This window comes from Streptomyces sp. NPDC001157, from assembly GCF_053598255.1.
On the sequence record NZ_JBSFJW010000006.1, the window covers coordinates 298,011 to 324,181 of the forward strand.

The window sequence follows — 26,171 nt, forward strand, 5'->3', positions numbered from 1 at the left end:
TATCCAGATGGATAGATTCTCGCTCCAGCGCTCGTCTCCCCTCTGCACTGGAGTTCCCATGGCCATTCCCGAAGGACTGAGCACCACCCCGTTCGCTCCCCGCTACGCGGACCACGTCCAGGAGTGGATCGACGTCTACGGCAACGCCGTACCGCTGGCCATCGGTGATCCGGCAGAGGAGTACGAGGCCATCCGCACCGCCGTCGGCGCCTCCGAGTACTCGATGCTCTACAAGTGGCACGTCGAGGGCGAGGACGCGGTCCCCGCCGTCGACGCCGTCTTCTCACGCAGCGTCAAGGGGCTGGGTGCCGGACGCATCGCCTACGGGGTCGTGGTCGACGACGACGGGATGATGGTGGACGACGTGACCGTGGCCGTCCTCGCGCCGGACCACGTCGTCGTCACCGGCGGCGATCCGGCCACTCAGCAGTCGCTGGCCGCCCATGCGCCCGACGGGACCACGGTCACCGAGCGCCGCGACGAGTCCGCCGTCCTGACCTTGCAGGGCCCGCGCAGCCGCAACGTCCTGCAGCGCCTCACCCACGTGGATGTGTCCAACGCCGGGTTCCCCTACTACACCTTCCTGCGCGACACCCTCATCGCGGGCATCCCCGCACAGGTCAGCCGGCTCGGGTTCACCGCCGAGCTCGGCTACGAGATCCAGGTGCCGCGGGAGCGCGCGCTGGAACTGTGGGACGCGGTCTTCGATGCCGGAACGGACCTGGGGATCAGGGCCTTCGGCGCCCTCGCCCTGCTGACCTGCCGCACCGAGGCCGGGATGATCATGGGTGAGCTGGAGTACGACCACACGGTCACCCCGTTCGAGTGCCGGATGGGCTGGGCGCTCGACTTCGACAAGGGCCCCTTCCAGGGCCGGGACGCGCTGCTGGCGAAGAAGGACAGCGTCACCGGCCGTGTCGTCAGCGTCGTCGTGGACGCGGCGCCGGAGAGCGCCGAGGGCGCCCGGCTGGAGCTGGACGGCCGGGACATCGGCTACGTGACGATGGCGGTACCCTCCCCCGCCCTCGACGGCGCCACCCTCGGCCTGGCCCGGGTGCACCGCGACGCCGTGAAGTCCGGCACCGCACTGACCGCCGTCGCCGCCGACGGCTCCAAGGCTGACGCCACGGTGAGGCCCACACCCGTGTACGACCCCGAGCGCGCCCGCGTCCGGGCCTGACCCGACGGAGATCCTGACGTGCAACGCTACATACTCACGCTCCGCTGCCCCGACCAGCCCGGCATCGTCCACGCACTCGCCGCGGGCGTCGCACAGGCCGAGGGCAACATCCTGGAGAGCGCCCAGTTCTCCGATCCCGGCACCGGCATCTTCACCATCCGTGTGAGCCTGGAGACACCCGCGGCCGACACCGAGAAGCTGCGGGACGAACTCGCGCTGCGGCTGGCCCGCTTCGACCCGGTGCTGACCGTCCGGCCCGAGGAGCAGCGCCGCCGGGTGCTGCTGATGGTGTCGAAGTTCGACCACTGCCTTGTCGACCTGCTGTACCGCTGGGACCTGGGCGAACTGCCCGTCGACATCCCGCTGATCGTCTCCAACCACCCCGACCTCGAACCGGTCGCGAAGCGGTACGGCATCCCCTTCGTCCACCTCCCCGTCACCCGCGACACCAAGCCCGAGGCGGAGGCCGAGCTGCTGCGGCTGGTGGCCGACCACCACGTCGACTTCGTGGTGCTCGCCCGCTACATGCAGGTCCTCTCCGACGACCTGTGCCGCAGGCTCTCCGGGAGAGTCATCAACATCCACCACTCGTTCCTGCCGGGCTTCAAGGGCGCCAAGCCCTACCACCAGGCCCACGACCGGGGCGTCAAACTCATCGGCGCCACCGCGCACTTCGTCACCGCCGACCTGGACGAGGGCCCGATCATCGAGCAGGACGTCGTCCGCGTCGGACACCGCCACACCGCACCCGAGCTGGTCGCGATCGGCCGGGACGTCGAGCGGATCGTGCTGGCCCGGGCGGTCCGGCTGCACGCGGAGGACCGCGTCGTCCTCACCGGCTCCCGCACCGTCGTCTTCGCCTGACGACCGCACCGAGAGGCTCGTACGACATGACCACCGCGACGCTGCTCGACGGGAAGGCCGCGGCAGCCGAGACCAAACGTGAACTCGCCGAGCGGGTGCAGCTGTTGAAGGAACGGGGCATCGCTCCCGGGCTGGGCACCATCCTGGTCGGCGAGGACCCCGCAAGCCGCTCCTACGTCGGCGGCAAGCACCGCGACTGCGCCCAAGTCGGCATCGCGTCGATCCGGGTGGAGCTGGCCGCCACGGCGACCCAGGCCGATGTCGAGGCCGCCGTGCTCCGGCTCAACGCCGACCCGTCCTGCACCGGCTTCATCGTCCAGCTGCCGCTGCCGGCCCACATCGACACCCACGCCGTACTGGAGCTCATCGACCCGGCCAAGGACGCGGACGGGCTCCACCCCGCCAACCTGGGCCGACTCGTGCTGGGGATGCCGGGGCCGCTGCCCTGCACCCCGCGCGGCATCATCGACCTGCTGCGGCGCAACCGCGTGCCCATCACCGGACAGCAGTTCTGCGTCATCGGCTGCGGGCTCACCGTGGGCCGCCCGCTCGGCCTGATGCTGACCCGCAGCACCGAGCACGCCACGGTGACCCTGTGCCACGAGGCCACCCAGGACACCGCCGCCCACGCCCGCGTCGCCGACGTGGTGGTGGCCGCGGCAGGCGTGGCCCATCTGGTCAAGCCCGACTGGATCAAGCCGGGCGCCACCGTCCTGTCCGTGGGCATCACCCGGACGGTCGAGGGCATCCTCGGAGACGTCCACCCGGACGTCGAGCAGGTCGCGGGCTCCCTCGCACCGCCGGTCGGCGGTGTGGGGCCGATGACCCGGGCCATGCTGCTGACCAACATCGTCGAGGCGGCGGAGCGCAGCGGCTGACGTCGGCGCAGAGCGTGGGGGCAGGACCGTGCGGTCCTGCCCCCACTCCGCTGCGGCGCCGTGAGGTCGGAGAGCCGCACCCACACCTACCAGCGGCCTGAGTAGTCGAGGTAGCACTCCACCGGGTCGCCCTCGTAGCTCCAGGGCCACGGCGTCACCAGTCCGCCGGCCGCGGAGAAGACCGGGCCGGCATCACCGCTGCGGCCTGCCCGGATCAGGGCGTAGGCGAGGATTCCCAGGTCCGCGACCGCGGCCGCGTGACGCAGGTGCCCGGGTTGCAGCCAGTAGGCCGTGCCCTGGTCCAGCAGCCGTGCGGTGTGCGGCTGCGACCAGTACCGGCTGACCCCCAGCGCCTGGAGTCCTCCCCCGCTCCTTTCGCGGTGGTACTGCCGCACAGCCGCCGTCAGCGGCAGGCATGCCGTCGGCGCGTCCCACGGCATGACCGCGATGGCATCGTCGAGGAAGTCCCGCAGCGCGGCCTGGCTGCCCCGCTCCTCCGGGGGAGAGGTAGCCCAGGATCTGCAGATGCGCCTCCCGGTGCCATGGATCACGCGCGCGTATCTCCCGCCAGACGGGGGAAAGTTCAGAACTCGGCCGCCCCAGAAGCCGAAGCGCCGCCAGCGCACCCACCCACGGAGTCGGATCAGCAGGGCGGGCATCGGCGGCGACGCGGCAGAGCGCCAACGCCCCATGCGGGTCGGTCGCCAGTTCGGACCACACGGCCAGCGCCAGGGCATCCGGGTCGCGGGGCCGGCGCGCGCGCCAGGTCCGGGCCAGCGCGGGCGCGGCCTGCGCGAGGACGCCGATCCGGTGGCAGCGGCGGTCCCAGTCGTCACCGGTGTTCCGCAGGAGCCGCTCCACCGGGGCGACGGCGAGGTCCTGCGGCCCCGGCCCCCGGGCGGCGGCGATACCTCTCAGCACCCGGCCCAGCGCGACGTCGTCGAGTTCGGGGGCGAGGCGGAGTGCCTGTCGCTTGTGGACGAAGAGAGCCATGTCCTTTTCAGTGTCTTCGGTGGGCGGCGTCAACCAGTGCGTCGAACAGGGCCTGCTGGGCCGGGTCCCGGTCCGCGGTGTCCTCGGGGTGCCACTGCACCGCCGTGAACCACCCGGGGTGTCCGGGCAGTTCGAGTCCCTCCACGGTGCCGTCGGCGGCCCGCGCGGTGGCCGTGAGCCCGACACCGATGCGGTCGACGCGCTGGTGGTGGTAGCAGGAGGCCTCCGTCTTCTCGGCGCCGGTGGCCTGTTCGAGCAGGGTGCCGCGCTGGATCGCGACCGGATGCACGATGTGCCGGTGTTCGCGGTCCGCGCCGCCCATGTCCTGTTCCAGGCTGCCGCCGAGGGCGACGTTCACCACCTGCAGCCCTCGGCAGATCGCGAGCAGGGGCAGCCCCAAGTCCAGGGCCCGCCGGGCGACTTCGAGGTCGAACACGTCCTGGAGGTCGTTGACGTCATAGACGCTGTCGTGGGTGTCGGTGGCTCCGTACCGGTGCGGTGCCAGGTCTCCGCCGCCCGGGAGCAGCACGCCCTCGAAGCGGGCGAGCCGCTCGGCCACGTCGGCTCCGGCCGGGTCGGCGGGGTGGATGCTCACCGGCTCGCCCCCGGCCCGCCACACGGCTTCGACCAGCGCGCGGGCGTTGACCTCGGCGGCGTAGCGGAGCGCGGACGTGGTGGCGGCGAACCGGGCCGGAATGGCGATCAGGGGTCGCGGGTGCGTACGGGTCACAGCTGGATCCAGGTGGTCTTCAGTTCGGTGTACTTCTCGACGGCGTGGGCGGACTTGTCGCGGCCGTTGCCGGACTGCTTCATGCCGCCGAAGGGGACGGTCAGGTCGCCCTCCTCGTAGCAGTTGACCCAGACCGTCCCGGCCTTCAGCGCGCGCGAGACCTTGTGGGCGGTGGACAGGTCGGAGGTCCACAGACCGGCGGCGAGGCCGTACTCGGTGGCGTTGGCCAGCCGTACCGCCTCGTCGAGGTCGTCGAAGGCGAGGACGGACAGGACGGGGCCGAAGATCTCCTCGCGGGCCAGCCGCATGCCGGGGTCGACCCGGTCGAACACGGTGGGCCGCAGGTAGCTGCCGCCGGTCTCGGCCAGGGCCCGGCCCCCGCCCACGCGCAGCCGTGCGCCCTCGTCCAGACCGGAGGCGACATGCTCCAGGACCCTGCCGAGGTGGCTGTCGCCGACCAGCGCACCCATCTCGGTGGCCGGATCGAGCGGGTCGCCCACCCGCAGCTCGCGCGCCCGTGCCAAGACGGCCTCCGTGACCTGTTCGGCGATGGAGGAGTGGACGAGCAGCCGGGAGGGTGCGGTGCACATCTCTCCCTGGTTGAAGAAGATGCCCCAGGCGGCGGTCGCCGCGGCCTTCTCCAGGTCGGGGGCGTCGGGGAGGATGATGTTCGGTGACTTGCCGCCGAGTTCGAGCCAAACGCGCTTGAGGTTGGAGTCGGCGGCGTAGCGCAGGAAGTGACGGCCGACGGCCGTGGATCCGGTGAAGGCCAGGACATCGACGCCGGGGTGGAGGCCGAGCGCCCGGCCGGCCACCGGACCGTCGCCGGTCACGACGTTGAGGACACCCGGCGGCAGTCCGGCGTCGGTGGCGACGCGGCCGAGCAGGAGGGCGGACAGCGGAGAGGACTCCGACGGCTTCAGGACGACCGTGCAGCCGGCGGCGAGCGCGGGAGCGACCTTCCAACTCGCCAGCGTGAGCGGGAAGTTCCAGGGCACGACGGCGCCGACGACACCGGTCGGCTCCCGGGTGATCAGGGCGAGCGAGTCCGGCGCGGTGTGGGGGGACTCGTCCGTGAGTTTGTCGGCGAGCTGCCCGTACCAGCGGAAGGTGTTGATCGCGGCGCGCAGCTCGATGGAGTACGCGTCCGTGATCGGTTTGCCCATCTCCAGGCTCACCGTCAGTGCCAGTTCCTCGCGCCGCTCCTCCAGCAGCTCGGCGATCCGCAGCAGGACCCGGCCGCGCTCGGCGGGCGCCAGGTGCGGCCACGGCCCGGTGTCGAAGGCGCGGCGCGCCGCCGCGACGGCGAGATCGATCTCCGCCTCCCGCGCGTCGGCGACCTGGACCAGGCTCTGGCCGTCGCGCGGGGAGATCACGGCGAACGATCCACCGTCACCGGCTTCGCTCCTGCCGTCGATGTGGTGCTGCGATGGCAGGTCGAGTTCCTTGGCGCGGCGCAGCAGTTCCTCATGGGTGGCGTTCAGCACGCGCTCTCCCCTTCACTTCCTTTTATTTCGTTTGATGGCAAACAACTCGTACTGCTCGACAGAAGGCCCGATACGGCCGGGGCGCAGGCTCCGGCCGTATCGGTAAGGCATGGGGGTGTTCAGTCGGTGATCTCCGCCCGGGTCCGCGTCAGCCGGGCACCGACGACACCGAGGACCAGCACCACCGGAACGGTGATCTCAAGCCACATGGCCGTCGTCTGGTCACCGCCGATGAGCGTCGTGAAGTTGTCGACGATGATCCAGATGGCCCCGGCGATGCCGAGCGCGCCCAGCACGGGGGCGATCAGGGTGTTCCACGGGCGGGTGTCGGCGCGCGAGCGGCGGAAGAACACGACGACCGAGACCGAGGTCAGGAAGTACAGCAGCATGACGCCGAGGACGGAGACGCCACTGAGCCAGGAGAAGAGGGTCAGCACCGGGTCCTTGCCGAGGACGGCGAAGGGCATCACCAACAGCACGGAGATCACGGTCTGCGCGGCGCCGGCACCCCAGGGCGAGTGGCGCCGGTTGACAACGGTCAGCCCGCGGGGCAGCAGACCCTCGCGGCCGAGGGAGAACAGGTAGCGGTTGGAGGAGTTGTGGAAGGCCAGGATGCCCGCGAAGAGGGAGGTGACCAGCAGGATCGGCAGCACGTCGTCCGCCCAGCCGCCGAACAGGGTGGCGATCGGGGCGAAGACGAAGCTGGTCGCGTCGCCGCTCTGCAGCGCCTTACCGGCATCGCTCGTCGCCTGGGATGCGCCGTGCGCCGAGACCAGCATCCACGTGGTGAAGGCCAGGAAGGCGGTGATCAGCGTGACGGAGGCGTAGGCGGCGCGGGGGACGGTCTTGCGGGGCTCGCGGGCCTCCTCGCCGTAGATGGCCGTGGACTCGAAGCCGAACATCGACGCCACGGCGAACATCAGGGCCACACCGGGAGCGCCCTGGAGCGCGGCAGCCGGCGAGAAGCTCTCGGTGACGCCGAGCCCCTCGGGACCGCCGCCCTTGAAGAAGGTCACGAGGGCGAAGGCGACCAGGATGCTGAACTCGGCCAGCACGAAGACGGCGAGGATCTTCGCGCCCATGTCGATCCCCAGGGCACCGAGTATCTCCACGATCGCCATGGTGACCAGGACCCAGACCCACCAAGCCACGTGGGCGCCCGAGTAGTGCTCGACCAGGGCGCTCACCGTGGCGCCGTACAGCCCGTACATGGCGGCCTGGACGGCACAGTAGGCCAGGAGGGCGAGCCCGGCGCCGCCGGAACCGGTCGGCCGGCCGAGGCCCTTGCCGATATAGGCGTAGAAGGCTCCGGCGTCCACGACATGACGGCTCATGGCGACGAATCCGACGGAGAACAGCAGGACGATGACGCCGGCCGCGACATAGGCGGTAGGAGCGCCTGCGCCGCTGCCGATGGCGACGGCGAAGGGCACAGCCCCGGCGATAGCCGTCAGCGGGGCCTGGGCGGAGAGAACGAAGAAGAGAACGCCCAGGACACCGAGAGAATCGGGCTTGAGCCTGCCTGCCATGGATGCATCATGACCCGCTTGCGTAAGAGACACGGTCTGACTGTCCACTCGAATCACCTGCCGGGGGACGGGGGGCGGAGTTTCGTTTTAGGCCAAACGAGTTGCCTCATGTTGGGCTGGAACTATCCGTTTGGCAAGGGGTTTCGGGGAGATCCTTCTGCGGCCTCGGAGGTCTTTGCGAGACCGTGACCCAGGCGACGCGCCGGTCGGCCGCACCCCGGCGCAGGAGGCGTACCAAGACGTTGGCCTCGGGGAAGTAGGCGGCTCAGCAGCCGTGCGCGGTCGGGCAGGACACGACCCGCGTCGTCGGGGTGGACGTAGATCACTCGGCGCCCGCCGCGGATGCCGCGGCAGCGATCGTCGAGGCCGTAGAGGGGGGTTGACGCTCAGCAGGGTCGGCAGGGTCCGCTTGGCGCCCGTCCGGCAGCCACCGTGCCGCAGCGACTGGACGACGGCCGCGATGCAGGCCGCGTACTCCTTGGGCGACCGACGGTCAGACAGCTGTCGCCGGAGTTGTTCCCCTGCGTCCCGCACGCCATCGGTGACATGCCGCGCTCCCGTCCCTACTCGTGGACCGTGATGGCCTGCAGCGGGCAAACCTCGGCGGCCTCGTACAGTTCCTCGGCGCTTGCCTCGTCCACGTCGGCCACGTAGACGTCGGTCGCCTGCGACCGCAGGGACAGGCGTCCCTCGTCGTCCAGCGCGAACAGGTCGGGGGCCGCGTACACGCACTGGCCGTGGTCCTGGCACTTGTTGAGGTCGACTTCGACCTTCATGACGGCTCCTGTCTCTCGAAAGGGGTCGGGGGATCAGAGAAAACGGACGGGGAGGTGGGTGATCGTGCGCAGGAACTCGGTGTGCGCACAGGCGGGCTCGCCCGCCAACTCGACACCGGAGAACCGGTTGACGATCGAGCTGAAGACGATGTCGGCCTCGGCGCGGGCCAGGACCTGGCCGGCGCAGCCGTGCATGCCGGAGCCGAAGGCCAGGTGCTGGCTGGCGGCGACCGGGCGGGTGTGGTCGAAGGTGTCGGGGTCGGCGAAGACCTCGGGGTCGCGGTTGGCGGAGGCGATGAGCAGGGCCAGCGCCTCTCCGGCCGGCACGGTGGTGTCACCGATGACCGTGTCCTGCGTGGTCAGGCGCACCACCATCGACTCGGGCGTGTCGATCCGCAGGATCTCGTTGATGATGCCCGGCCGCGCCTCCGGCTCGTCGCGGTAGGCGGCGAACAGCTCGGGCCGCTGCGTCATCAGCCAGATGCCGTGGTTGATCAGGTGCTTGACGTCGAGGTGGCCCACGGCGAAGAACAGGAAGATCGTGTAGATGACCTCTTCCTCGGTCATCCTGCCTTCGTCCTGCGCGGCGATGAAGGCGTCGATCAGTCTCTCGCCGGGGTGGGCGCGCTTGTCGGCCACGAGCCGGCGGATGTGCTCGGCGAACCAGGCGAACGCCTCCGTGGTGGCGCGGGCCTCCTCGTCGTTGCCGCCGGGGCCGAGGCTCAGCCCGATCTCGTAGGTCTTGCGCTGGATGGTGTCCATCTCGGTCGGCTCGATGCCGAAGATGTGGCAGGTCGTCTCGAAGGTGCACTTCAGGGACAGACCTTCGGCCGCGTCCAGGGTGCCGTCGCCCTTCTCGACCTCGTCGAGCACGGTCTCCACGCAGGCGCGCATCACCTTGGACCACTCCTCGACGGCCTTGGGCGTGAACCAGCGGTTGGTGATCCGGCGCAGCCGCGTGTGGTCGGGGGCGTCCTTGCCGAGCATGGTGTGGTGGATGGGGTCGGCGACCCCGAAGTCGAGCTGCTGCACGCTCAGGGTGGGGTTGCGGATCAGCCGGGCGACGTCCTCGTAGCGGGAGACGACGTGCAGGCCCACCGGATGCCGGTAGACCGGGTGTTCCTGCCGCAGCCGCGCGTAGTACGGGTACGGGTCCGCTCGGAAGTCGGGGTCGCGGAAGGGAAGCAGATCGTCGGTTGCGGACGCGGGTCCGGCGGTGGTGACGGTCATGTCGTGGCACTCCTCGTATCGGGCGCGAGACGGGGGGAAATGGAGATGGGAAGAGGGAGGGACGACCAGAGACCTCGTACCGCGAGAATTATCCAGTCGGATAATTTCGTCACTACTTCGCGGGCACGTAATCAACTCTTTACGCCGCCGGAAACGGACGAGCCCCCGTCGCCATGCGACGGGGGCTCAGTCTTGACCTGCTGTTATGGCAGGGGTTGCCATAGGGGGCGGCTACTCTGCGCCGCCACGCTGCCGGGTCAGCAGTGACCGCAGCTCCTTCATCGCGGCCTCGGTGACGTCCGGCTCGTCGAGGACCAGCTGATGCAGCACGAGACCCTCCAGGGCGGCGAAGACGAGCCGGGTCAGGGCAGGGCTGGTGCCGTCGGGCAGGCTGCGGGACAACTCCCTCTCCGTGGCCTGGAAGTACTCGTCGTACAGCGCGCGGATCTGCGGCAGCAGTTCGGGCCTGCGCCGGGATTCGAGCATGAGCTCGTACTGGAAGGTCTGCATGGCCGGCTCGCGGGTGACCATGTCCGCCAGTCCCGCCGCGAAGTCCGCGATGTCGCCCGTGCCGGGTTCCAGGGAGCTGATACTCGTGCTGGTGCGCACCGCATGTTCGAGGGCCGCCTCGATCAGCGCGTCCCGCGAACCGAAGTGGTGCACCACGAGCCCGTGCGTGACACCCGCCTCTTCCGCGACGGCGCGATAGGTGAGCTTGCGCAGCCCGCCCCGGGCCACCACGCGCACGGCCGCGTTGAGCAGGGCCTCGCGGCCGGTCCCGTAGTCCACGCGCTTGCGGGGCCTGGCGGGGGGCTTGTCGGAGGAATCGCTCATGGACGCGACCCTACCCGCACACGGAGGTCGGCGGACCGTCGCAGGGGCGTCAGCGCTTCGGCGGGCGGATGCCGCGGAACTCCCAGTCGCCGCCAAGCGCCGTGGACAGGACCTCCTCGGACTCGGTGGGCTGGGCGCCGACGTCGGTGCGGATGGGAGTGGGGCCGGTGACGATGTGGTTGGTGAGCCGCCCGAGGCCCTCCACCTCGACCTCGACGACGTCACCGGGCCGGACGGGGCGGGAGTTGGCGGGGGTGCCGGACAGGAGTACGTCGCCCGGGTAGAGGGTGATGGTGCGCGCGATGTCGGCGACGAGGTAATGCATGTCCCACTTCATCTCGTCGGTCGTACCGTCCTGCACGACCTCGCCGTTGACGTAGGTGCGCAGGCTCTTGCCGTGGAAGTCCCAGTCGGTGACCAGGCCGGGGCCGAGGGGGCAGAGGGTGTCGGAGCCCTTGACCCGGAGCATGGAGCCGGCGTCGGTGTCGCGGAAGTCGTGCAGGCCGTAGTCGTTGGCGATGGTGTAGCCGGCGATGTACTCGCCCGCCTCGGCCGGGGAGATGTTCCGCGCGGTCCTCCCGATGACGATGGCGACCTCTCCCTCGTAGTTGAGCCACTTGCAGCCCTCGGGGCGGACGATGGCGCCCTTGTGGGAGTTGAGGGAGGAGGTCGGCTTGTGGAAGTACGTGGGGGTGTCAGGGAGGTCGATCTGGAACTCGTCGACGCGGCTGCGGTGGTTGAGGTGGACGGCGATCACTTTGGACGGCACGACCGGCGGCAGATGCTGTGCGTCCTCGGTCTTGACGCGGCGGCCGTCCCCGGCGACGAGCTCATCGCCTTCGACGGTGACCTGGACGGCGGCGCCGTCGAGGAGGATGCGGCGGTACTCGGGCATGTTCCGGGCTCCTAGATACGACTGTGAGGGGTGCGCGGGGCGGGGGTCGCGGACGGGCCGGTGCCGGTCCAGCCGTCGGCCGGGCGGTCGAACCACAGGTGGACCTGGCCGGTGCCGATCGAGTTCTCGTACTCGCCGTACTGGCGGGCCTTGGCGACGCACGCCTGTTCGCCGAGGGCACCGGCCATCATCAGGTAGTGGAAGAACTTCGCCTCGGGCCTGTACTTCGAGAACTCCGGCATGGTGTCGAGGACCTTGTCGTGACGGCCCTCCTTGAACCAGGCGATACGCTCCTGGTCGGCCTCGCGCGCTTCCGGCGTGAAGATGTGCACGGGGTCGCTCGACTCGTGGTCGCGCAGTTCGCGCAGCGGCCAGAAGGTGTGGGAGAGCGCACCGGAGGCGATGAGCAGGACCCGGCGGCCCGGGGTGGCGGCGATGCCGTCGGCCAGGGCGCGGCCGAGGCGCAGGTGGTCCTCCATGTCGCCGGTCTGGCAGACCCCGATGGTCACCCACCGCTTGTCCGGCAGACCCTCGCCGAGGAACTTCCAGAGGTTGATGGTGGCGTAGTAGATCGGCAGGTAGTCGTCCTCGATCGCGGTGATCCAGGTGCCGTGCTTGTCGGCGAACTTCTCGATGTTGTGGGCGAGTTCGGGGTCGCCCGGGAAGTCGTACGGCATCCGGCACATCCCGCGCGGCAGCTCCTCGGAGGTGAAGAGCCCGGCCCTGCGTGCTTGCGCGGTGACGACGAACTCGACCGTCGTGGCCCAGTGGGAGTCCAGGACGACGACGGTGTCGTAGTCGTCGCGCTCGAAGACGTCCTTACGGAGCTGGTGCAGGCCGGTGACGAGGGTGATCTCCTTGCCCTCGTTGAGCTCCAGCCGGGTCTCCCGCGGAAGCACGATGGTGGGGACGTGAGCGAGCAGGCCCGCCCCGACGATCTCACCCATGGTTCCTCCAACCGTGCGGCGCGGTCACGGTGTTCTTCACGTCGCAGTAGAAGTCGAAGCTCCAGGTGCCGCCCTCGCGGCCGACGCCGGAGTGGCGGGAGCCGCCGAAGGGCGCCTGGAGGTCACGGACGAAGAAGCAGTTGGTCCAGACCGTGCCCGCGACCAGCTGGGCGGTGACGCGTTCGGCGCGCTCCGGGTCACCGGTGGCGAGCGTGGCGGCCAGCCCGAAGCGGGTGTCGTTGGCGAGGCGGACGGCCTCGTCCTCGTCTGTGAAGGTCTGCAGGGTCAGGACGGGGCCGAAGACCTCCTCCTGCACGATCTCCGAGTCCTGGGCGACGTCGGTGAGGAGGGTGGGCGCGTAGTACTGGCCGTCCCCCCGGTGGCCGCCGATGACCGCGCGGGCCCCGGCCGCGAGCGCCCGCTGCACAAAGCCGTCGATCTTCTCCAGCTGGCGCGGGTGGATGTTCGGGCCGATGTCGGTGGCCTCGTCACGCGGGTCGCCCTGGGTGAGCTGCCCGGCCTTCTCGACGAAGCGGCGGGTGAACTCCTCGACGACCGACTCCTCGACCAGGAAGCGCGTCGCGGCCAGACACACCTGCCCGGCGTTGTCGTACTGCTCCACCGCCAGGTCGACCGCGAGGTCCAGGTCGGCGTCGGCGAACACCAACAGGGGTGACTTGCCGCCGAGTTCGAGGCTGAGCGGGGTCAGGTTCGCGGCAGCCGAGGCCGAGATCCGCTTCGCCGTCGGCACCGAACCGGTGAAGCTGATCCGGCGCACGTCGGGGTGCGAGGTCAGGGCGTCGCCGATCTCCGAGCCGTACCCCTGCACGACGTTCAGCACCCCGGCCGGCAGCCCGGCCTCGACGGCGATGTCGGCCAGCAGGGACGCGGTCAGCGGGGTCCACTCGGCGGGCTTGAGGATGACCGTGTTGCCGGCCGCGAGAGCCGGGGCGACCTTCCACGTGGCCAGCATCAGGGGGGCGTTCCAGGGGGTGATCAGTACGGAGGGGCCCGCCGGGTCCCAGCTGACGTGGTTGGTGTGCCCGCGCGTCTCGAAGTCCTCGTGCTCCAGCTTCAGCAGCCAGTCCGCGAAGAAGCGGAAGTTGTGGGCGACGCGGGGCATGACGCCCCGGCGATGGGAGCGGAGCAGGGCACCGTTGTCGGTGGTCTCGACGATGGCGAGCTCCTCCAGCCGCTTCTCGACGCCGTCGGCGACGGCGTGCAGGATGCGGGCCCGTTCGGCGCGGGGGGTGGCGGCCCAGGAGGGGAAGGCGGCCTTCGCCGCGGCCACCGCGGCCGAAGCCTCCATCGCGGTCCCCCGGGCGATCTCCCCCAGAACGCTGCCGTCGATCGGCGAGACATCGGGGAACGTATCGGTGGAGGCGACGCGCTCGCCGCCGATCCAGTGCCGGGTGTCGACGGCGACCCCGGCCACCGTGAGGGTGTGCTCGGTCATGTCCGGTCTCCAAGTCCTTTGGTGCGTACGGGGGTTACTCGGCGCCGGACGTGCCGGACTCCAGCAGTCGGCCGCCGTCCCAGACGACACCGACCTGCCGGTAGTAGGCGGCGATCGGCTCGCGGATCTCCAGGCGTGCCAGTTCCTCGGTGGGCGCCTCGAACAGCTCCAGCTCGGCGTCGCCGCGCCACGGCTTACCGCCCTCGAAGGAGGCGGCACCGGACTCGATCAGCTCGTCGAGCGCCAAGCCCTTGCCCTTCTCGATGGAGGGCAGCCAGCGGTGGTGAGCCATGGGGTGGGCGTTGACGAATCCGTTGGTCTCGGACGGCTCGCGCAGGGTGACCACGGCCTGGGCCAGGCGCCGGTCGGCGGCGGCGAGGGTGGCGCCGAAGCGGGCGCCGGCCTCGATGCGCGGGGCGGGCCCGTAGGGGTGCGGGCGGGTCTGGTGGATCGAGCCGAGCTTCTTCGGGTATCCCTGGTGCAGCCCGCGCGCGATGGCGAAGTCCTTGTCGACCCAGATGTACACGCAGCGGGTGTAGGTCTGCCCCCGGTACTTGCAGCGCACGACCGCGAACGCCTCCTTGTACTGGGCCAGTACCGGGTCCAGCAGCTCCTGACCAGAACCCGAGCAGGACTGCCAGTCGGCCCAGATCAGCGCCACGGCGCCCGGGTCCTCGTCCGCCAACTCCAGCGGCTCGGGCAGCAGTTCACGCACCCGGGAGGGGTCGGTGCGGTACTCGACGGTGAGCAGGTCCCCGGAGTACCGCCAGGGTGGTGAGGGGATCAGCGACGAGGCTCCGCTCGCCGTCTTGGGGGAGAAGAATCCACGGACGGTGGTCATGGTCAGCAAGGTCCTTAGGAGATGAGGGCGGGCTGCGTGAGCAGTTCGGCGCGGTAGCGGGAGGCGGCGGCCGCCGCGGCCTGACCGCCGAGGGCGACGACACCGGCCAGCCGGCCGCCGGCGTGGTAGCCGACGACGACGTCACCGTCGAGGTCGCCTTCGAGTACGCGCACGTCCTCCTTGCCGAGCAGCGGTGCCCCGAAGGACTGCAGGCGGAAGTCGTGCTGGTCGCTCCAGAAGGTGGGCAGCGGCGCGAACGGGGTCAGGTCGTGGCCGGCGCCGGTCAGGTGGGCGACGAGGGTCTTCGCGGCGTGCTTGGCGGTGTCCGTGGGGATGCACCAGTGCTCCACACGGCGCGGTACGCCGTCGTAGCGGGCGTTGGGGAAGCGGGCGACGTCGCCGACGGCCACCACGTCGGGCCGTCCGCCGACGCGCAGGTGCTCGTCGGTGGGCACGCCGTCGCTCAGGTCGAGGCCGTTGCCGTCCAGCCACTCGGTGTTGGCGACCGAGCCGACGGACTCGACCACCACGTCGGCGGGCAGGACGGTGCCGTCGGCGAGGGCGACGCCGGTGACGTGGTCGTCGCCGGTGAAGCCGGTCACCCCCGTGCCGAGGGCGAAGCGCACACCGCGTTCCTCGTGGCGCTTCAGCAGGGCCCTGGCGAGGAGTTCGCCGAGGGGGCCGACCATCGGCAGGGGCAGCGGGTCGACGACGGCCACCTCGCGGGCGCCCAGGGCCACGGCGGTGGCGGCGACCTCGCAGCCGATGAAGCCGCCTCCGACGACGACCACCCTGGCTCCGGGCCTGGTCAGAGCCTGCCTCAAGCCTTGCGCGTCGTCGATGGTGCGGACCGTGTGCCGGCCGGCGAGCGGGCCGGGGCAGCGCAGGCGCCGGGGCCGCATTCCGGTGGCGACGACCAGACCGTCGTACGAGAGTGCCTCGCCGTCGTCGAACTCGACGATGTTCTGCGCGAGTCGCGCGGCGACGACCTTGGTGCCCAGCCGCCACTGCGCGTCGGCCACGCTTGCCCGCGGGCGGAAGGCGAGGGACTCGAAGGGCGCGTTGCCGGCCAGGACCTCCTTGGACAGGGGCGGCCGGTTGTAGGGCATGTGCGGCTCGTCGCCGACGAGCGTGATGGCTCCGGTCCAGCCGGCGGCCCGCAGCTGCTCGGCCGCGCGCAGGCCGGCCATGGAGGCGCCGGCCACGACGATGCGTGCGTGCGTCGACGTCATGGTCAGTCCTCGATACGGATGGCCTGGAGCGGACACACGTCGGCGGCTTCCTCGACCTCGTCGCGCAGCGCGTCGTCGGGGTCGGTGACGTAGGCCAGGTGGCCGCTGTCGTCCATGGAGAAGACATCGGGGGCGGCGAAGACGCACTGGCCGTGGTCCTGGCACTTGTTCATGTCGACGACGACCTTCATGGCCGGTCCTCCTGAAAGTGAGGGCTTCGGGGCGGGGGCGAGGAGAGGAAGAGGGGCCCGACCGCTGCGGCCGGGCCCCGGCCAAGGGCCTGGCGACTGACCGGACCCTAACTCATTTGGCTTCAAACAACATAGGAAGCGACCTGCCCCTGGTCAATACCTATCCATGCGGATAATTTTTTTCCATCCCCTCTTGCGGGGTGCCCGTAGCGCCCATACCGTTTGGCACCAAACAAGTAGGCCGTGCCCCCACCAGCACCGGCCCTCCGACTTCTCTCGCCACCCACACCCCCAAGCGCCCGAGGAGACATCGGTGAGCGCAGCCCCAACCCCCAGCCTCCGTCAGCACATGCAGCGGCTCGCCGCCGAGGGCATCGACGTGGTGCGCGTGACCTATCCCGACCTCATCGGCGTCGACCGCGCACGCGACGTCCTGCTGGACCACCTGCCGTCGGCCTGCGACCACGGCCTGGCCTTCTGCCGGGCCGTCTACCACACCAGCCCCCAGGGCGACGTGGTCCCCGTCTCCGGCGGTCTCGACGCCGGCCTGCCCGACATCACCGTGCGACCCGACCTGGACAGCCTGGTCCCCCTCCCCTGGGAACCCGGCGTTGTCTCCTGCCTCGCCGACGCCACTGACCCGGCCACCGGCCTGCCCGCGCCCGAGTCACCGCGCGATCTGCTGCGCACGGTCCTCGCCCGGTGCGCCGAATACGGCCTGCGTCCGGTGGTCGGTCCGGAACTCGAGTACTTCCTCTGCGACGAGGACCCTGCCTCCCCGAGCGGCTGGAAGCGTTACGCCGGGACCACCGGCGCCGTCTACACCGCCGGTCTGCGCGCCGACGGCGACAACCACCTGCTGCGCACCCTGCGCCTGCTGCGGGACATGAACATCGGCGTGACCAGCGGCAACCACGAGTTCGACGGCGGCCAGTTCGAGATCAACCTCACCCACTCCGACGCCCTGTCCGCCGCGGACCGCGCCTTCCGCTTCAAGTCCGCGATCAAGGAGCTGGCCCGGAAGGAGGGGAAGCTCGCGACCTTCATGGCCAAGCCGTTCAACGACGCCGGAGGCTCCGGTTTCCATCTCCACCTGTCCTGCGAGAACGACGAGGGAGGCAACGCCTTCGACGACCCCACCGGGCCGTACGGGCTGTCCGCCACCGCCCGCCACGCCGTCGCCGGCATCCTCGCCCACGCCCCGGCCCTGGCCGCCCTGGCCAACCCGACGGTGAACTCCTACAAGCGATTCGGCCCGGACACCCTCGCCCCCTGGCTGATCGACTGGGGCCTGGACAACCGCAGCGCCATGGTCCGCATCCCGCCCGAGCGCGGCTCCGGCGCCCGCTTCGAACTGCGTCTCGGTGACGCCAGCGCCAACCCGTACCTGCTGATCGCGGGCGCGGTCGCCGCCGCGCTGCTCGGGGTGTCAGCCGGCGAGGAGCCCCCCGCCCCACTGGAGGGCTACGGCTACGACACCGCAAGGGCAGCCGTGCTGCCCATGAGCCTGCCGGCCGCGCTGGACGCCCTGGAAGCGGACACGGAACTGACCGACGTCCTCGGCAAGGACTTCACCGCATCCTTCCTCTCCTACAAGCGCAACGAGATCGAACGCTTCCAACGGCACATCACCGACTGGGAGTTCACCGAGTACGCCTACCACCTGTGACGACTGGGAGCCATGCGATGACGACCGAGACCCCGACCGCCGCCGTGACCGACCCGATGCCGCTGGCGGACGTCAACCTCGCCGACCTGGACAACTTCACCGACGGGACCACCCCGTGGCGCATGTTCCACACCCTGCGTCACCAGGACCCGGTGCACTGGCAGCCCGAGGAGGCTCCCAACTCCGGCTTCTGGGCGGTGACCCGGCACGCCGACATCGCCCGCGTCGACCGCGACGCCGAGACCTTCACCTCGACGAAGTTCGTGAACCTCGAAGAGGTCGACGAGGACCAGATCAAGAAGCGCGCCTCCATCCTGGAGATGGACGGCGTCCGCCACCGCGCCCTGCGCAACGTGATCCAGCGGCAGTTCGGCGCGAGCGTCATCAACAGCTACAGCGACTTCCTGCGCGGCCTGACCGCCAAGACGCTGGATGCGGCCCTCGCCAAGGGCACCTTCGACTTCGTCGCCGACGTCTCCGCCGACTTCCCCATCAACGTCCTGGCCCGGCTCCTCGACGTGCCGCCGGAGGACAACCAGCAGCTCATCGACTGGGGCAACCGCATCATCGGCCACACCGACCCCGACTACGCCGACGTCCTGCTGCACAGCGAGGAGAGCGAGCAGTACCGCGATCTGCCCTTCCGCTCCCCCGCCTCGCTGGAGGTCTTCGAGTACGGCCGTGAGCTGGCCCGGCAGCGGCGCGGCGGCGACGGCACGGACCTGGTCTCGAAGCTGGTCAACACCACGCCACGCGACGGCATCCCGCTCTCGGCCGAGGACTTCGACAACTACTTCCTGCTCCTGGTCGTTGCCGGGAACGAGACCACCCGCCACACCATCTCCCACTCCATGCTGGCCCTCCTCCAGCACCCCGAGCAGCTGGCGAGGCTGAAGGACGACCCGTCGCTGATCCCCACGGCGGTCGAGGAGTTCCTGCGCTGGGCCTCCCCCGTCTACCACTTCCGCCGCACCGCGACCCGCGACGTCGAACTGGGCGGCAAGCAGATCAAGGAGGGCGACAAGGTCGTCATGTGGTACGCCTCCGGCAACCGCGACGAGGAGGTCTTCGGCAACCCCTACGACTTCGACGTCACACGCCGGGACAACGACCACGTCACCTTCGGCAAGGGCAGCCCCCACCTGTGCCTGGGCAACCTCCTCGCCCGCACCGAGATCCGCATCATGTTCGAGGAGCTCATCCCGCGCATCGCCGACATCCGGCTGGTGGGTGACGTCCCCCGGGTGCGCTCCAACTTCGTCAACGGCATCAAGAAGCTGCCGGTCGAGGTCACCCTCGTCTGACCGCCTGACCGCCTGACCGCCTGACCGCCTGACCGCCTGACCGCCTGCCGCAGCCGTCCGGACGGCTGCGGCTGCCGGGCGCCCCGGCCCGAACGAGCGGCGCCACTCACGTCTGCCCTCAACCACTCGTCCCGAGGACCACCACGATGACCACTCCCCGCATGCAGCTCGTCCTGAGCGAGAACTGGACCATGACCGCAGGCCGCGCGGATCTGCCGACCGTGATCCGCTGGGCTCGCGAGGCCGAGGACGCCGGATTCGACTCCGTCATGATCAGCGAACACATCGTGCTCGGCCCGGACGCCGGAGCCAACGGCGTGATGGGCAACCCCCGCGACTACGCCCTGCCCGGCAACCAGGACCCCCATACACCCTGGCCCAACTCCCTCATGCTGCTCAGCGCGATCGCCGCCGTCACCCAGCGCCTGCGTCTCGCCGCCTCGGCGGTCATCGCTCCCCTGCGGCATCCCCTGCTCCTGGCCCGTGAGCTCGGCACCCTCGACCTTCTCTCCGAAGGCCGTCTGATCGTGCTGCCCAACGTCAGCTGGAGCCGGGACGAGTACGCGGCGCTCAATGTCCCGTTCGCCCGGCGCGGCAAGCTCCTCGACGAACACCTGGAGATCTGGGCGAAGTTGTGGGGCCCCTCTCCCGTGTCCCACGAGAGCGAGTACTACACGTTCCAGGACGTGTACTTCGAGCCCAAGGCCTACCGCCCGGACGGCCCCCGACTGTGCTTCGGCGGCGCGGGCATGCACGAGGCGATGGTGCGCAGGATCGTCCGGTACGGCCACGCCTTCAACCCGCTGGGCAAGGTGACGCCCGAGCAGATGCAGACGCTGAAGGCCGCGATGGCCGCCGCGGGCCGCGACATCGCCGACCTGGAGATGATCGGCAGCACCCGAGCCGTGTTCCCCGACGACGACTCCTGCGCCGACCTGGCACAGGCTCTCGACCCCATCCCCGAGCAGATGGCCCAGGGATTCACCACCTTCTGCGTCAAGCCCTCGCAGTTCACCGACGATCCGAACGGGGTGGGCGTGTTCTGCCGCGAGGTGATGCGCCGCGTGGAGTTGCTGACCGCCTGACGGCGCCGCCGACGTCCCGCATAGCGGCCCGAGCGGCCCGCTGACGACAAGCGACACCGGGCCGCGGAAGAACGAACCGAACGAGCCAAGGACCACAGCATGACGACTCCCGACGAAGCCGCCGGCGCCCGCCCCGCCACTCCCGCTGAAGCCACTCGAAACGATCCCCATCGCCTCCCCGATGTGTCCGGCCTGGTCGTGGGCATCCTCGGCGGCACCGGCCCACAGGGGCGCGGCCTCGCCTACCGGCTCGCCGGCGCGGGCCAACAGGTCATCATCGGCTCACGGGACGCCGCCCGGGCCGCCTCCACGGCAGCAGCCATCGGCGCTGACGTCCGCGGCGCCGACAACGCCACGACCGCACGGGAGAGCGACCTGGTGATCGTCGCCACTCCCTGGGAGGGACATGCCGAGCTGCTGGCCACGCTCCGCGCGGAACTCGCCGGCAAGATCGTGGTCGACTGCGTCAACCCGCTCGGCTTCGACAAGCAGGGCGCCTACGCGCTCAGACCCGAGGAGGGCAGCGCCGCCCAACAGGCTGCCGCGCTGTTGCCGGACTCCCGGGTGACCGCCGCATTCCACCATCTCTCCGCCGTCACTCTGGAAGACCGGCAGATCGAGAAGATCGACACCGACATACTCGTCCTGGGTGACGAACGCGCCGCCACCGACACCGTCCAGGCACTCGCCTCACGCCTCCCGGGCGCACGCGGCCTCTACGGCGGACGACTGCGCAACGCCCACCAAGTGGAGTCACTGGTTGCCAACCTGATCTCGGTGAACCGCCGGTACAAGGCCCACGCCGGCCTGCGCCTCAGCGACGTCTGAGAAGACTCCCAGCGTCTTTCACCGAGCCCCGCCCTCGCGTTTCGCCTCCGATCCGGTGCGGCCATGGGACGCAACCAGACTTCATCTGCACCGGACGGCACCGTCCCCCGTCGTGCCCCACGGCGTGGTGTAAGCATGTGGACGGCGCGCTGACACAGAGCCTGTAGCCGGGCCGCACCGTGGAGCTTCCTGTGCGGCCGGCCGCCTGGTCACAGCGGCATGACCCACAAAGTTCCCGGCTGCCGAGCGGATCACCGCCGCGATCTGCGGCATCACCAAGGTGGCTCGACTACACCGCACCACCCGCCAGGACATCATCTCTCCGTGGTCGCCGCGCGCACCGTGAACAGCCACCGCCGCCGCACGCCACCGATCCCCATAGCTGGGCGCGCTGTGGCAGGCCCGCGGTGGCGCGGACGACCACGCCGAGCAGGCCCTGCGCGAGGCCTACCCGGCACTGGAGCGGCTGCGCGACGAAGGTGTGATCGGCGCGATCGGCGTCGGGATGAACCAGTCCGCGCTGCCCGCCCGGTTCGTGCGCGAGACCGACATCGACGTGGTGTTGCCCGCCGGCCGTTACACCCTCCTCGAACAGGACGGGCTGACCGAACTGCTCCCGGAGGCAGCCGCCCGAGCGCCGCAGGCGTGAGCGAGTGGACGATCTGGCGAAGCGGTATCGACCTCTTCCATCTGCTGGACGTCGCGGACTACCCGGCGATGATCGCGGAGCTGGACAAGCTGCCCGTCAACATCATCCTCGGGCACGTCGGGTGCGATCTGATCGGCCCGGACCAGGCAGATGTGCTGGTCCGGGAGCAGCGTCAGAGCCCGCCGCCCCTGGCCCTGACCGTGGTCGAGGGCCACGGTGCCGGTGACGGCGATGGCCGCGGCGACCGTGGTGAGGACGGCGTCGGCAGCGTCGAGATGTCCGACGGTCAGCGGCGGGACGTCCGCCAGCAGCGACCAGGGCCCGCCGGGACCAGGTCGTCGTCAAGCCCGGACGGCACCACCAGGGAGCGTGCTCCGGTACGGGCGAGCGCGCGGCGTACGGCCGCCGCGGCGCGCTGCACCGCCTCGCCCCGTCGCGGCCGCTGACGCTGATCTCAGGCCCCTCGGCGACCAGCGACATCGAGCTGGAGCGGGTGGAGGGCGTGCACGGGCCCAGGACCCTCGACATCGTCGTGCTGGAGGGCGCGTAGCCGCCGGAGACGGGACAGCACGGAACGCGCCCGGCCGGATGGCCGCGCTGCGCTCCGTGCTGTTTTCTGCGCACACAGGGCCGCGATAGATCCCATCTATTCGGTGCATCGAGTTCGCTTGGCAGGTTGCGAGTTGGGGCTCTTCCTCGTTCTTTGCATGATTTTTTCGCTGACTCTAGACAGGACATGGAGATGTGCCTCTTAATACATCCGATGTCCGAGTGAGTAGCTCTGGCCTTAAGCGGACGCGAGCCGCGTACCCGCCGCCTGGTCTGTGCTGTGGACAAACAGTAGTTGCCGACACTCCTTGTGTCCTTCACGTGTCCTGGAGCCGCATGATGTCTGCGCTCACCAGCAGGCGCTCCCTGGTGAGGGCCACCGCCCCCCTCCACTGGACGATGTCCGGCGGGCTGACAGTCACGGTCCTCAAGACGACGAGGTCCGCGTCCGCCGGGCGTTCCGGCCATTCCCGAAGGAGCACCCCTATGTTCCGTTCCAGAGCCACCGGCCTCTACGGTGTGCTGGGGACGGTCGGCGCGATCATCTGCGCCGCTCTGTCCTCGGCCGGCCCGGCGTACGCCGCCACGCCGACCGTGCTGTATGCCTCACCCTCCGGGTCCGGCAGCACCTGCTCGCTGAGTGCGCCGTGCAGCCTGGACGGTGCCAGGAGCAAGGTGGCGGGCCTCGCCCCTGCCATGGCCGCCGACATCGACGTCTTTCTGCGTGGCGGTACCTACCGCTTGTCCCAGGCGTTCGCCCTGGGTGCGTCCGACTCCGGGCGCAACGGCTTCAAGGTGGTCTACGCCGCCTACCCGGGCGAGAAGCCCGTCCTCAGCGGGGCGGCGAAGATCAGCGGGTTCTCCCTGTACGACAGCGGCAAGAGCATCTACCGCGCCGCCGTGCCGGCCGGCACGCAGAGCAGGCAGCTCTTCGTCGACGGAGTGCGGGCCCAGCGTGCACGCGGTCCGCTGAACCCCTCGGGGTTCACCCTCTCCGGGTCCAGCTTCACCACCGGCGACTCCTCCTACACGTCGTTCACCAACGCCTCCTCCGTGGAGGTCGTGAACAACAACTCCTGGAAGCAGATGCGCTGCCCGCTGGCGAGCATCACCGCGCCCGGCGGCGGCGGGTCCAGCCTCAACGTCGACCCGACCTGCTTCACGAACAACAACACCTCGGTGCCCAACCGGGGCTTCCCCTTCAACGGCGCCGGGCTGCCCAAGCTCAACGCGATCAGCTACGTGGAGAACGCCTACCAACTGCTCGACGCCCCGGGCGAGTTCTACCTCGACAGCTCGGCGGGCTTCCTGTACTACAAGCCGCGCAGCGGTGAGGACCTCAGCACCGCCGACGTGGAACTGCCCACCACGGAAACGCTGCTGAATGTGAAGGGCACGCCCGGACACCTCGCCCCGGTCAACGACACGGACCCGGCCGTCACGTACACCGGCTCCTGGAGCTCCTCCAGCGGGCGCAACTTCGGTGACCTCTACAACGACGTGCACGCCACCACGACCAACGGCGACTCGGTGAGCTACACCTTCACCGGCACCGGGATCGACGTGCTCTCGGAGACCAACAGCGACGAGGGGACCTTCGACGTCTACGTCGACGGCACGAAGACGCAGAGCCTGACGGCCGCCGGTTCCTCCCGGCTCGCCCAGCAGGTCGTCGCCTCCGTCAGCGGCCTCACCAAGGGCCGGCACACCATCAAGCTGGTCAAGACCGGCGGGACGTCCATGCTCCTGGACGGCTTCACCGTGGTGCCGGACGCGATCGCGCCCGCGCACGACATCACCTTCCAGGGCCTGACCTTCGCCTACACCACCTGGACGCTGCCCTCCACGGCCGGCTACATCGACAACCAGGCCGGCGTGCTGTGGGATCCCGGAAACGACCACGCCCCCGTCCGGATACCCGCCGCCGTCCAGGTCCACCGAGGCTCGGACATCACCTTCACCGGCGACGAGATCACCCACACCGGCGGCACCGGCATCGACCTCGCCGACGGCACCCAGGACTCCACGATCACCGGCAGCTACATCCACGACACGTCCGGCGGCGGCGTCTCCGTGGGCGAGGTGGACGACTACTACCTCACTGACACCGGCCGCATGACCACGGGCGACACCGTCTCCCAGAACTGGATCTCCGACGTCGGCCAGGACTACTCCGACGCGGTCGGCATCTGGGCCGGCTACACCCGGAACCTGACCATCTCCCACAACGACATCGGCCACACCCCCTACTCCGGCATGTCGGTCGGCTGGGGCTGGGGCTACGCCTCACCGTGCTCCATGCAGTCCGCCCAGGGCCTGCGCACCTGCGCACACGGCACCATCTACGCCGGCGGCAACCAGGTCCTGAACAACCACGTGCACGACGTGATGAACATCCTCCACGACGGCGGCCCCATCTACACCAACGGCGGCCAGGGCAATGGCGACGGCTCCACCACGTCCGTGCTCGCGGGCAACCTCGTCGAGGTCGGCAACCACACCAACGTCATGCTGTACCAGGACGAGGGGAGCTCGTACTGGAACACCCACGACAACGTCATCCGCATCAACCCCCTCTACTGGATCGGCATGTGGACGCCGACCATCCACGACATCAACATCCATGACAACTACTCCGACAGCACCAACTACAAGAACAGCGGCACCAACATCACCTTCAACCAGGCCACGATCGTCTCCGGCGGCGCCTGGCCCTCGGCCGCCCAGGACATCATCGCGGCCGCCGGCCCCGACGCCGCGCACCAGCCGCTGACCGGCTGGATCGACGACGACGACACCGCGATCTCCTACACCGGCAGTTGGACGGCGAACGGCAACCGCGGAGTGGGCGACTACGAGGACGCGGTACACGCCACGAAGACCAACGGAGACACCGCCTCACTGACGTTCACCGGCACCGCTGTCTCGGTCATCGGCGAGAAGAACACCGACCAGGGACAGGTCGAGATCTTCATCGACGGCACCTCCAAGGGCCTGGTCGACACCAACGCCACCACCCGCCAGGCCCAGGCGGTCATCTACAGCACCGGCGGACTGAGCACCGGCAGCCACACCGTCCAGTTCGTCAAGCGCAGCGGCACCTGGGCCACCCTGGACGGCTTCAAGGTCACCGGCGTCCACAACGACACCAACTCCTCCATCACCTACACCGGTGCCTCCTGGCGCTACTACGCCAACCGCGGCTTCGGCGACTACAAGGACGACGTCCACGCCACCACGGCCAACGGCGACTCGGTCACCGTCACCTTCACCGGTACGGGGATCAGCCTCGTCACCGAGACCAACTCCGACGAGGGCACCATCGCCGTCTCCCTCGACGGAGCCTCCCAGAGCAGCCTCAACGCATCCTCCGCGAGCCGCCAGGCCCAGCAGACCGTGTACTCCGTCAGCGGCCTGCCCCTCGGACGGCACACCCTCACCCTCACCAAGACGGGAGGCAGCTGGCTGGTCATAGACCGGTTCGACGTGCGCTGACGCACCACCGCGTACGACACCTCAGCCGCCCGTGCCGGGCCCACCGGCACGGGCGGCTCCGGTGAGCGCGGGTGGCTCGTCCGGAGGCTCCGGATCGATGCCCCCGGGGCAGCTAGTCGGTACCTCTCACAGCGGGTCGTTCCCCCATATACCGACGTCATCGCTTCTGGCCGCCGGGCCCCACAGCGGCACCACGTTCGACATCATCGGCAACATCGGAGTCGCGATCCCCGTGACCGTCGGTACGAGGTGACGATGGACCGCCCGCCGCGACCGGGCCGCCTGGCCAAACCCGTGATCGCCGTCGGCACCATGTCCCTGACCGCCTACGTGGGCCACTTCGTCGCACAGCCCGTCTGTCCGTGCCGGCCGGGACCGGTACCCAGCAGTCCTGGGTACCGCTGCTCATGTTCGTCCCCGGAGCCACCTGTTCGCCGCGACTGGTCGACCCCGTTGGTCGCCGGATTGCCCCAGGGGCTCGTCAAGATGCGCCGTCAACCTGGCGGTCGGCCGGTCGTGCCCGGGTGGC

21 protein-coding genes and 4 pseudogenes are annotated in these 26,171 nt (G+C 70.0%); 11 read left to right on the plus strand and 14 right to left on the minus strand.

Going from position 1 to position 26,171, the window contains the following annotated elements; genetic code table 11:
• Window positions 1-58 precede the first annotated feature (58 nt).
• The 3 genes from ACWDAG_RS13890 to ACWDAG_RS13900 are packed head-to-tail and all read left to right on the plus strand — an operon-like array spanning window position 59 to window position 2,922.
• Window positions 59-1,180, plus strand: coding sequence for an aminomethyltransferase family protein (locus tag ACWDAG_RS13890; RefSeq protein WP_450695821.1), 1,122 nt, complete (start codon window positions 59-61; stop codon window positions 1,178-1,180).
• A gap of 18 nt (window positions 1,181-1,198) precedes the next feature.
• Window positions 1,199-2,044: a formyltetrahydrofolate deformylase gene (gene purU, locus ACWDAG_RS13895; protein ID WP_450695822.1), complete on the plus strand. Its 846-nt coding sequence runs from the start codon at window positions 1,199-1,201 to the stop codon at window positions 2,042-2,044.
• Between the two features lie 26 nt (window positions 2,045-2,070).
• Window positions 2,071-2,922: a bifunctional methylenetetrahydrofolate dehydrogenase/methenyltetrahydrofolate cyclohydrolase gene (locus ACWDAG_RS13900; protein WP_450695823.1), complete on the plus strand. Its 852-nt coding sequence runs from the start codon at window positions 2,071-2,073 to the stop codon at window positions 2,920-2,922.
• Window positions 2,923-3,008: 86 nt separating this feature from the next.
• On the opposite strand, the gene ACWDAG_RS13905 is transcribed toward ACWDAG_RS13900, so the two are convergent.
• The 13 genes from ACWDAG_RS13905 to ACWDAG_RS13965 form a co-directional block, all read right to left on the minus strand.
• Window positions 3,009-3,473: a hypothetical protein gene (locus tag ACWDAG_RS13905; RefSeq protein WP_450695824.1), complete on the minus strand. Its 465-nt coding sequence runs from the start codon at window positions 3,471-3,473 to the stop codon at window positions 3,009-3,011.
• Between the two features lie 449 nt (window positions 3,474-3,922).
• Window positions 3,923-4,645: a gamma-glutamyl-gamma-aminobutyrate hydrolase family protein gene (locus tag ACWDAG_RS13910; RefSeq protein ID WP_450695825.1), complete on the minus strand. Its 723-nt coding sequence runs from the start codon at window positions 4,643-4,645 to the stop codon at window positions 3,923-3,925.
• Complete coding sequence (locus ACWDAG_RS13915) at window positions 4,642-6,132, minus strand: aldehyde dehydrogenase (RefSeq protein ID WP_450695826.1); 1,491 nt, start codon at window positions 6,130-6,132, stop codon at window positions 4,642-4,644. The genes ACWDAG_RS13910 and ACWDAG_RS13915 overlap by 4 nt, the downstream gene beginning before the upstream one ends.
• A 119-nt stretch (window positions 6,133-6,251) precedes the next feature.
• Window positions 6,252-7,709, minus strand: a complete 1,458-nt coding sequence (locus tag ACWDAG_RS13920) for an APC family permease (RefSeq protein ID WP_450695827.1) — start codon at window positions 7,707-7,709, stop codon at window positions 6,252-6,254.
• Window positions 7,710-8,224: 515 nt separating this feature from the next.
• Window positions 8,225-8,437: a ferredoxin gene (locus ACWDAG_RS13925; protein WP_189786213.1), complete on the minus strand. Its 213-nt coding sequence runs from the start codon at window positions 8,435-8,437 to the stop codon at window positions 8,225-8,227.
• A 33-nt stretch (window positions 8,438-8,470) separates the two neighbouring features.
• Window positions 8,471-9,667, minus strand: coding sequence for a cytochrome P450 (locus ACWDAG_RS13930; RefSeq protein WP_450695828.1), 1,197 nt, complete (start codon window positions 9,665-9,667; stop codon window positions 8,471-8,473).
• 231 nt (window positions 9,668-9,898) lie between these two features.
• Window positions 9,899-10,501, minus strand: a complete 603-nt coding sequence (locus ACWDAG_RS13935; RefSeq protein ID WP_450695829.1) for a TetR/AcrR family transcriptional regulator — start codon at window positions 10,499-10,501, stop codon at window positions 9,899-9,901.
• Window positions 10,502-10,550: 49 nt separating this feature from the next.
• The gene (locus tag ACWDAG_RS13940) at window positions 10,551-11,396 is read right to left on the minus strand and encodes a fumarylacetoacetate hydrolase family protein (protein WP_450695830.1); all 846 of its coding nucleotides are present in this window, start codon (window positions 11,394-11,396) and stop codon (window positions 10,551-10,553) included.
• Between the two features lie 11 nt (window positions 11,397-11,407).
• A complete protein-coding gene (locus tag ACWDAG_RS13945) occupies window positions 11,408-12,343 on the minus strand; it encodes a 3,4-dihydroxyphenylacetate 2,3-dioxygenase (protein WP_450695831.1) in 936 nt (311 codons plus the stop codon).
• Window positions 12,336-13,799 carry an aldehyde dehydrogenase gene (locus tag ACWDAG_RS13950; RefSeq protein WP_450695832.1) on the minus strand — a complete coding sequence of 488 codons (1,464 nt, stop codon included), beginning with the start codon at window positions 13,797-13,799 and terminating at the stop codon, window positions 12,336-12,338. The genes ACWDAG_RS13945 and ACWDAG_RS13950 overlap by 8 nt, the downstream gene beginning before the upstream one ends.
• Before the next feature lie 34 nt (window positions 13,800-13,833).
• Entirely contained in the window at window positions 13,834-14,640 is an 807-nt protein-coding gene (locus tag ACWDAG_RS13955) for an acetoacetate decarboxylase family protein (protein WP_450695833.1), read from the minus strand.
• 14 nt (window positions 14,641-14,654) lie between these two features.
• Window positions 14,655-15,872, minus strand: coding sequence for an NAD(P)/FAD-dependent oxidoreductase (locus tag ACWDAG_RS13960; RefSeq protein WP_450695834.1), 1,218 nt, complete (start codon window positions 15,870-15,872; stop codon window positions 14,655-14,657).
• A 2-nt stretch (window positions 15,873-15,874) separates the two neighbouring features.
• Entirely contained in the window at window positions 15,875-16,063 is a 189-nt protein-coding gene (locus ACWDAG_RS13965) for a ferredoxin (protein ID WP_062019341.1), read from the minus strand.
• 349 nt (window positions 16,064-16,412) lie between these two features.
• Here ACWDAG_RS13965 and ACWDAG_RS13970 point away from each other — a divergent pair, with 349 nt between their 5' ends.
• From ACWDAG_RS13970 to ACWDAG_RS13995, 6 genes and pseudogenes are all read left to right on the plus strand, one after another.
• Entirely contained in the window at window positions 16,413-17,732 is a 1,320-nt protein-coding gene (locus tag ACWDAG_RS13970; protein WP_450695978.1) for a glutamine synthetase family protein, read from the plus strand.
• A 17-nt stretch (window positions 17,733-17,749) separates the two neighbouring features.
• Window positions 17,750-19,036, plus strand: a complete 1,287-nt coding sequence (locus tag ACWDAG_RS13975) for a cytochrome P450 (RefSeq protein WP_450695835.1) — start codon at window positions 17,750-17,752, stop codon at window positions 19,034-19,036.
• A gap of 146 nt (window positions 19,037-19,182) precedes the next feature.
• Window positions 19,183-20,121: a TIGR03619 family F420-dependent LLM class oxidoreductase gene (locus ACWDAG_RS13980; protein ID WP_450695836.1), complete on the plus strand. Its 939-nt coding sequence runs from the start codon at window positions 19,183-19,185 to the stop codon at window positions 20,119-20,121.
• 99 nt (window positions 20,122-20,220) lie between these two features.
• Entirely contained in the window at window positions 20,221-20,949 is a 729-nt protein-coding gene (gene npdG / locus ACWDAG_RS13985; RefSeq protein WP_450695837.1) for an NADPH-dependent F420 reductase, read from the plus strand.
• Window positions 20,950-21,364: 415 nt separating this feature from the next.
• Window positions 21,365-21,583: pseudogene (locus tag ACWDAG_RS13990) on the plus strand (aldo/keto reductase); the annotation flags it as partial.
• A 2-nt stretch (window positions 21,584-21,585) separates the two neighbouring features.
• Window positions 21,586-21,702: pseudogene (locus ACWDAG_RS13995) on the plus strand (L-rhamnose mutarotase); the annotation flags it as partial.
• A 63-nt stretch (window positions 21,703-21,765) separates the two neighbouring features.
• Here the strand turns inward: ACWDAG_RS13995 and ACWDAG_RS14000 are convergent.
• Window positions 21,766-21,813 (minus strand): annotated as a pseudogene (locus ACWDAG_RS14000) (hypothetical protein); the annotation flags it as partial.
• 197 nt (window positions 21,814-22,010) lie between these two features.
• Between ACWDAG_RS14000 and ACWDAG_RS14005 the strand changes: the two are divergent.
• Both ACWDAG_RS14005 and ACWDAG_RS14010 read left to right on the plus strand, forming a co-directional pair.
• Window positions 22,011-22,148 (plus strand): annotated as a pseudogene (locus ACWDAG_RS14005) (LUD domain-containing protein); the annotation flags it as partial.
• Between the two features lie 485 nt (window positions 22,149-22,633).
• On the plus strand, window positions 22,634-25,642 hold the full coding sequence (locus ACWDAG_RS14010) for a hypothetical protein (RefSeq protein WP_450695838.1): 3,009 nt from the start codon (window positions 22,634-22,636) through the stop codon (window positions 25,640-25,642).
• Window positions 25,643-26,171: the final 529 nt, after the last annotated feature.

Bases quoted from the DNA above. Each gene is read 5' to 3' on its own strand.
- ACWDAG_RS13960 (WP_450695834.1), bottom strand. From the start codon at position 15,872: ATGACGTCGACGCACGCACGCATCGTCGTGGCCGGCGCCTCCATGGCC.
- ACWDAG_RS13930 (WP_450695828.1), bottom strand. From the start codon at position 9,667: ATGACCGTCACCACCGCCGGACCCGCGTCCGCAACCGACGATCTGCTT.
- ACWDAG_RS13955 (WP_450695833.1), bottom strand. From the start codon at position 14,640: ATGACCACCGTCCGTGGATTCTTCTCCCCCAAGACGGCGAGCGGAGCC.
- ACWDAG_RS13980 (WP_450695836.1), top strand. From the start codon at position 19,183: ATGACCACTCCCCGCATGCAGCTCGTCCTGAGCGAGAACTGGACCATG.
- ACWDAG_RS13950 (WP_450695832.1), bottom strand. From the start codon at position 13,799: ATGACCGAGCACACCCTCACGGTGGCCGGGGTCGCCGTCGACACCCGG.
- npdG (WP_450695837.1), top strand. From the start codon at position 20,221: ATGACGACTCCCGACGAAGCCGCCGGCGCCCGCCCCGCCACTCCCGCT.
- ACWDAG_RS13900 (WP_450695823.1), top strand. From the start codon at position 2,071: ATGACCACCGCGACGCTGCTCGACGGGAAGGCCGCGGCAGCCGAGACC.
- ACWDAG_RS13940 (WP_450695830.1), bottom strand. From the start codon at position 11,396: ATGCCCGAGTACCGCCGCATCCTCCTCGACGGCGCCGCCGTCCAGGTC.
- ACWDAG_RS14010 (WP_450695838.1), top strand. From the start codon at position 22,634: ATGTTCCGTTCCAGAGCCACCGGCCTCTACGGTGTGCTGGGGACGGTC.
- ACWDAG_RS13890 (WP_450695821.1), top strand. From the start codon at position 59: ATGGCCATTCCCGAAGGACTGAGCACCACCCCGTTCGCTCCCCGCTAC.
- ACWDAG_RS13945 (WP_450695831.1), bottom strand. From the start codon at position 12,343: ATGGGTGAGATCGTCGGGGCGGGCCTGCTCGCTCACGTCCCCACCATC.
- ACWDAG_RS13935 (WP_450695829.1), bottom strand. From the start codon at position 10,501: ATGAGCGATTCCTCCGACAAGCCCCCCGCCAGGCCCCGCAAGCGCGTG.
- ACWDAG_RS13975 (WP_450695835.1), top strand. From the start codon at position 17,750: ATGACGACCGAGACCCCGACCGCCGCCGTGACCGACCCGATGCCGCTG.
- ACWDAG_RS13965 (WP_062019341.1), bottom strand. From the start codon at position 16,063: ATGAAGGTCGTCGTCGACATGAACAAGTGCCAGGACCACGGCCAGTGC.
- ACWDAG_RS13970 (WP_450695978.1), top strand. From the start codon at position 16,413: ATGCAGCGGCTCGCCGCCGAGGGCATCGACGTGGTGCGCGTGACCTAT.
- ACWDAG_RS13925 (WP_189786213.1), bottom strand. From the start codon at position 8,437: ATGAAGGTCGAAGTCGACCTCAACAAGTGCCAGGACCACGGCCAGTGC.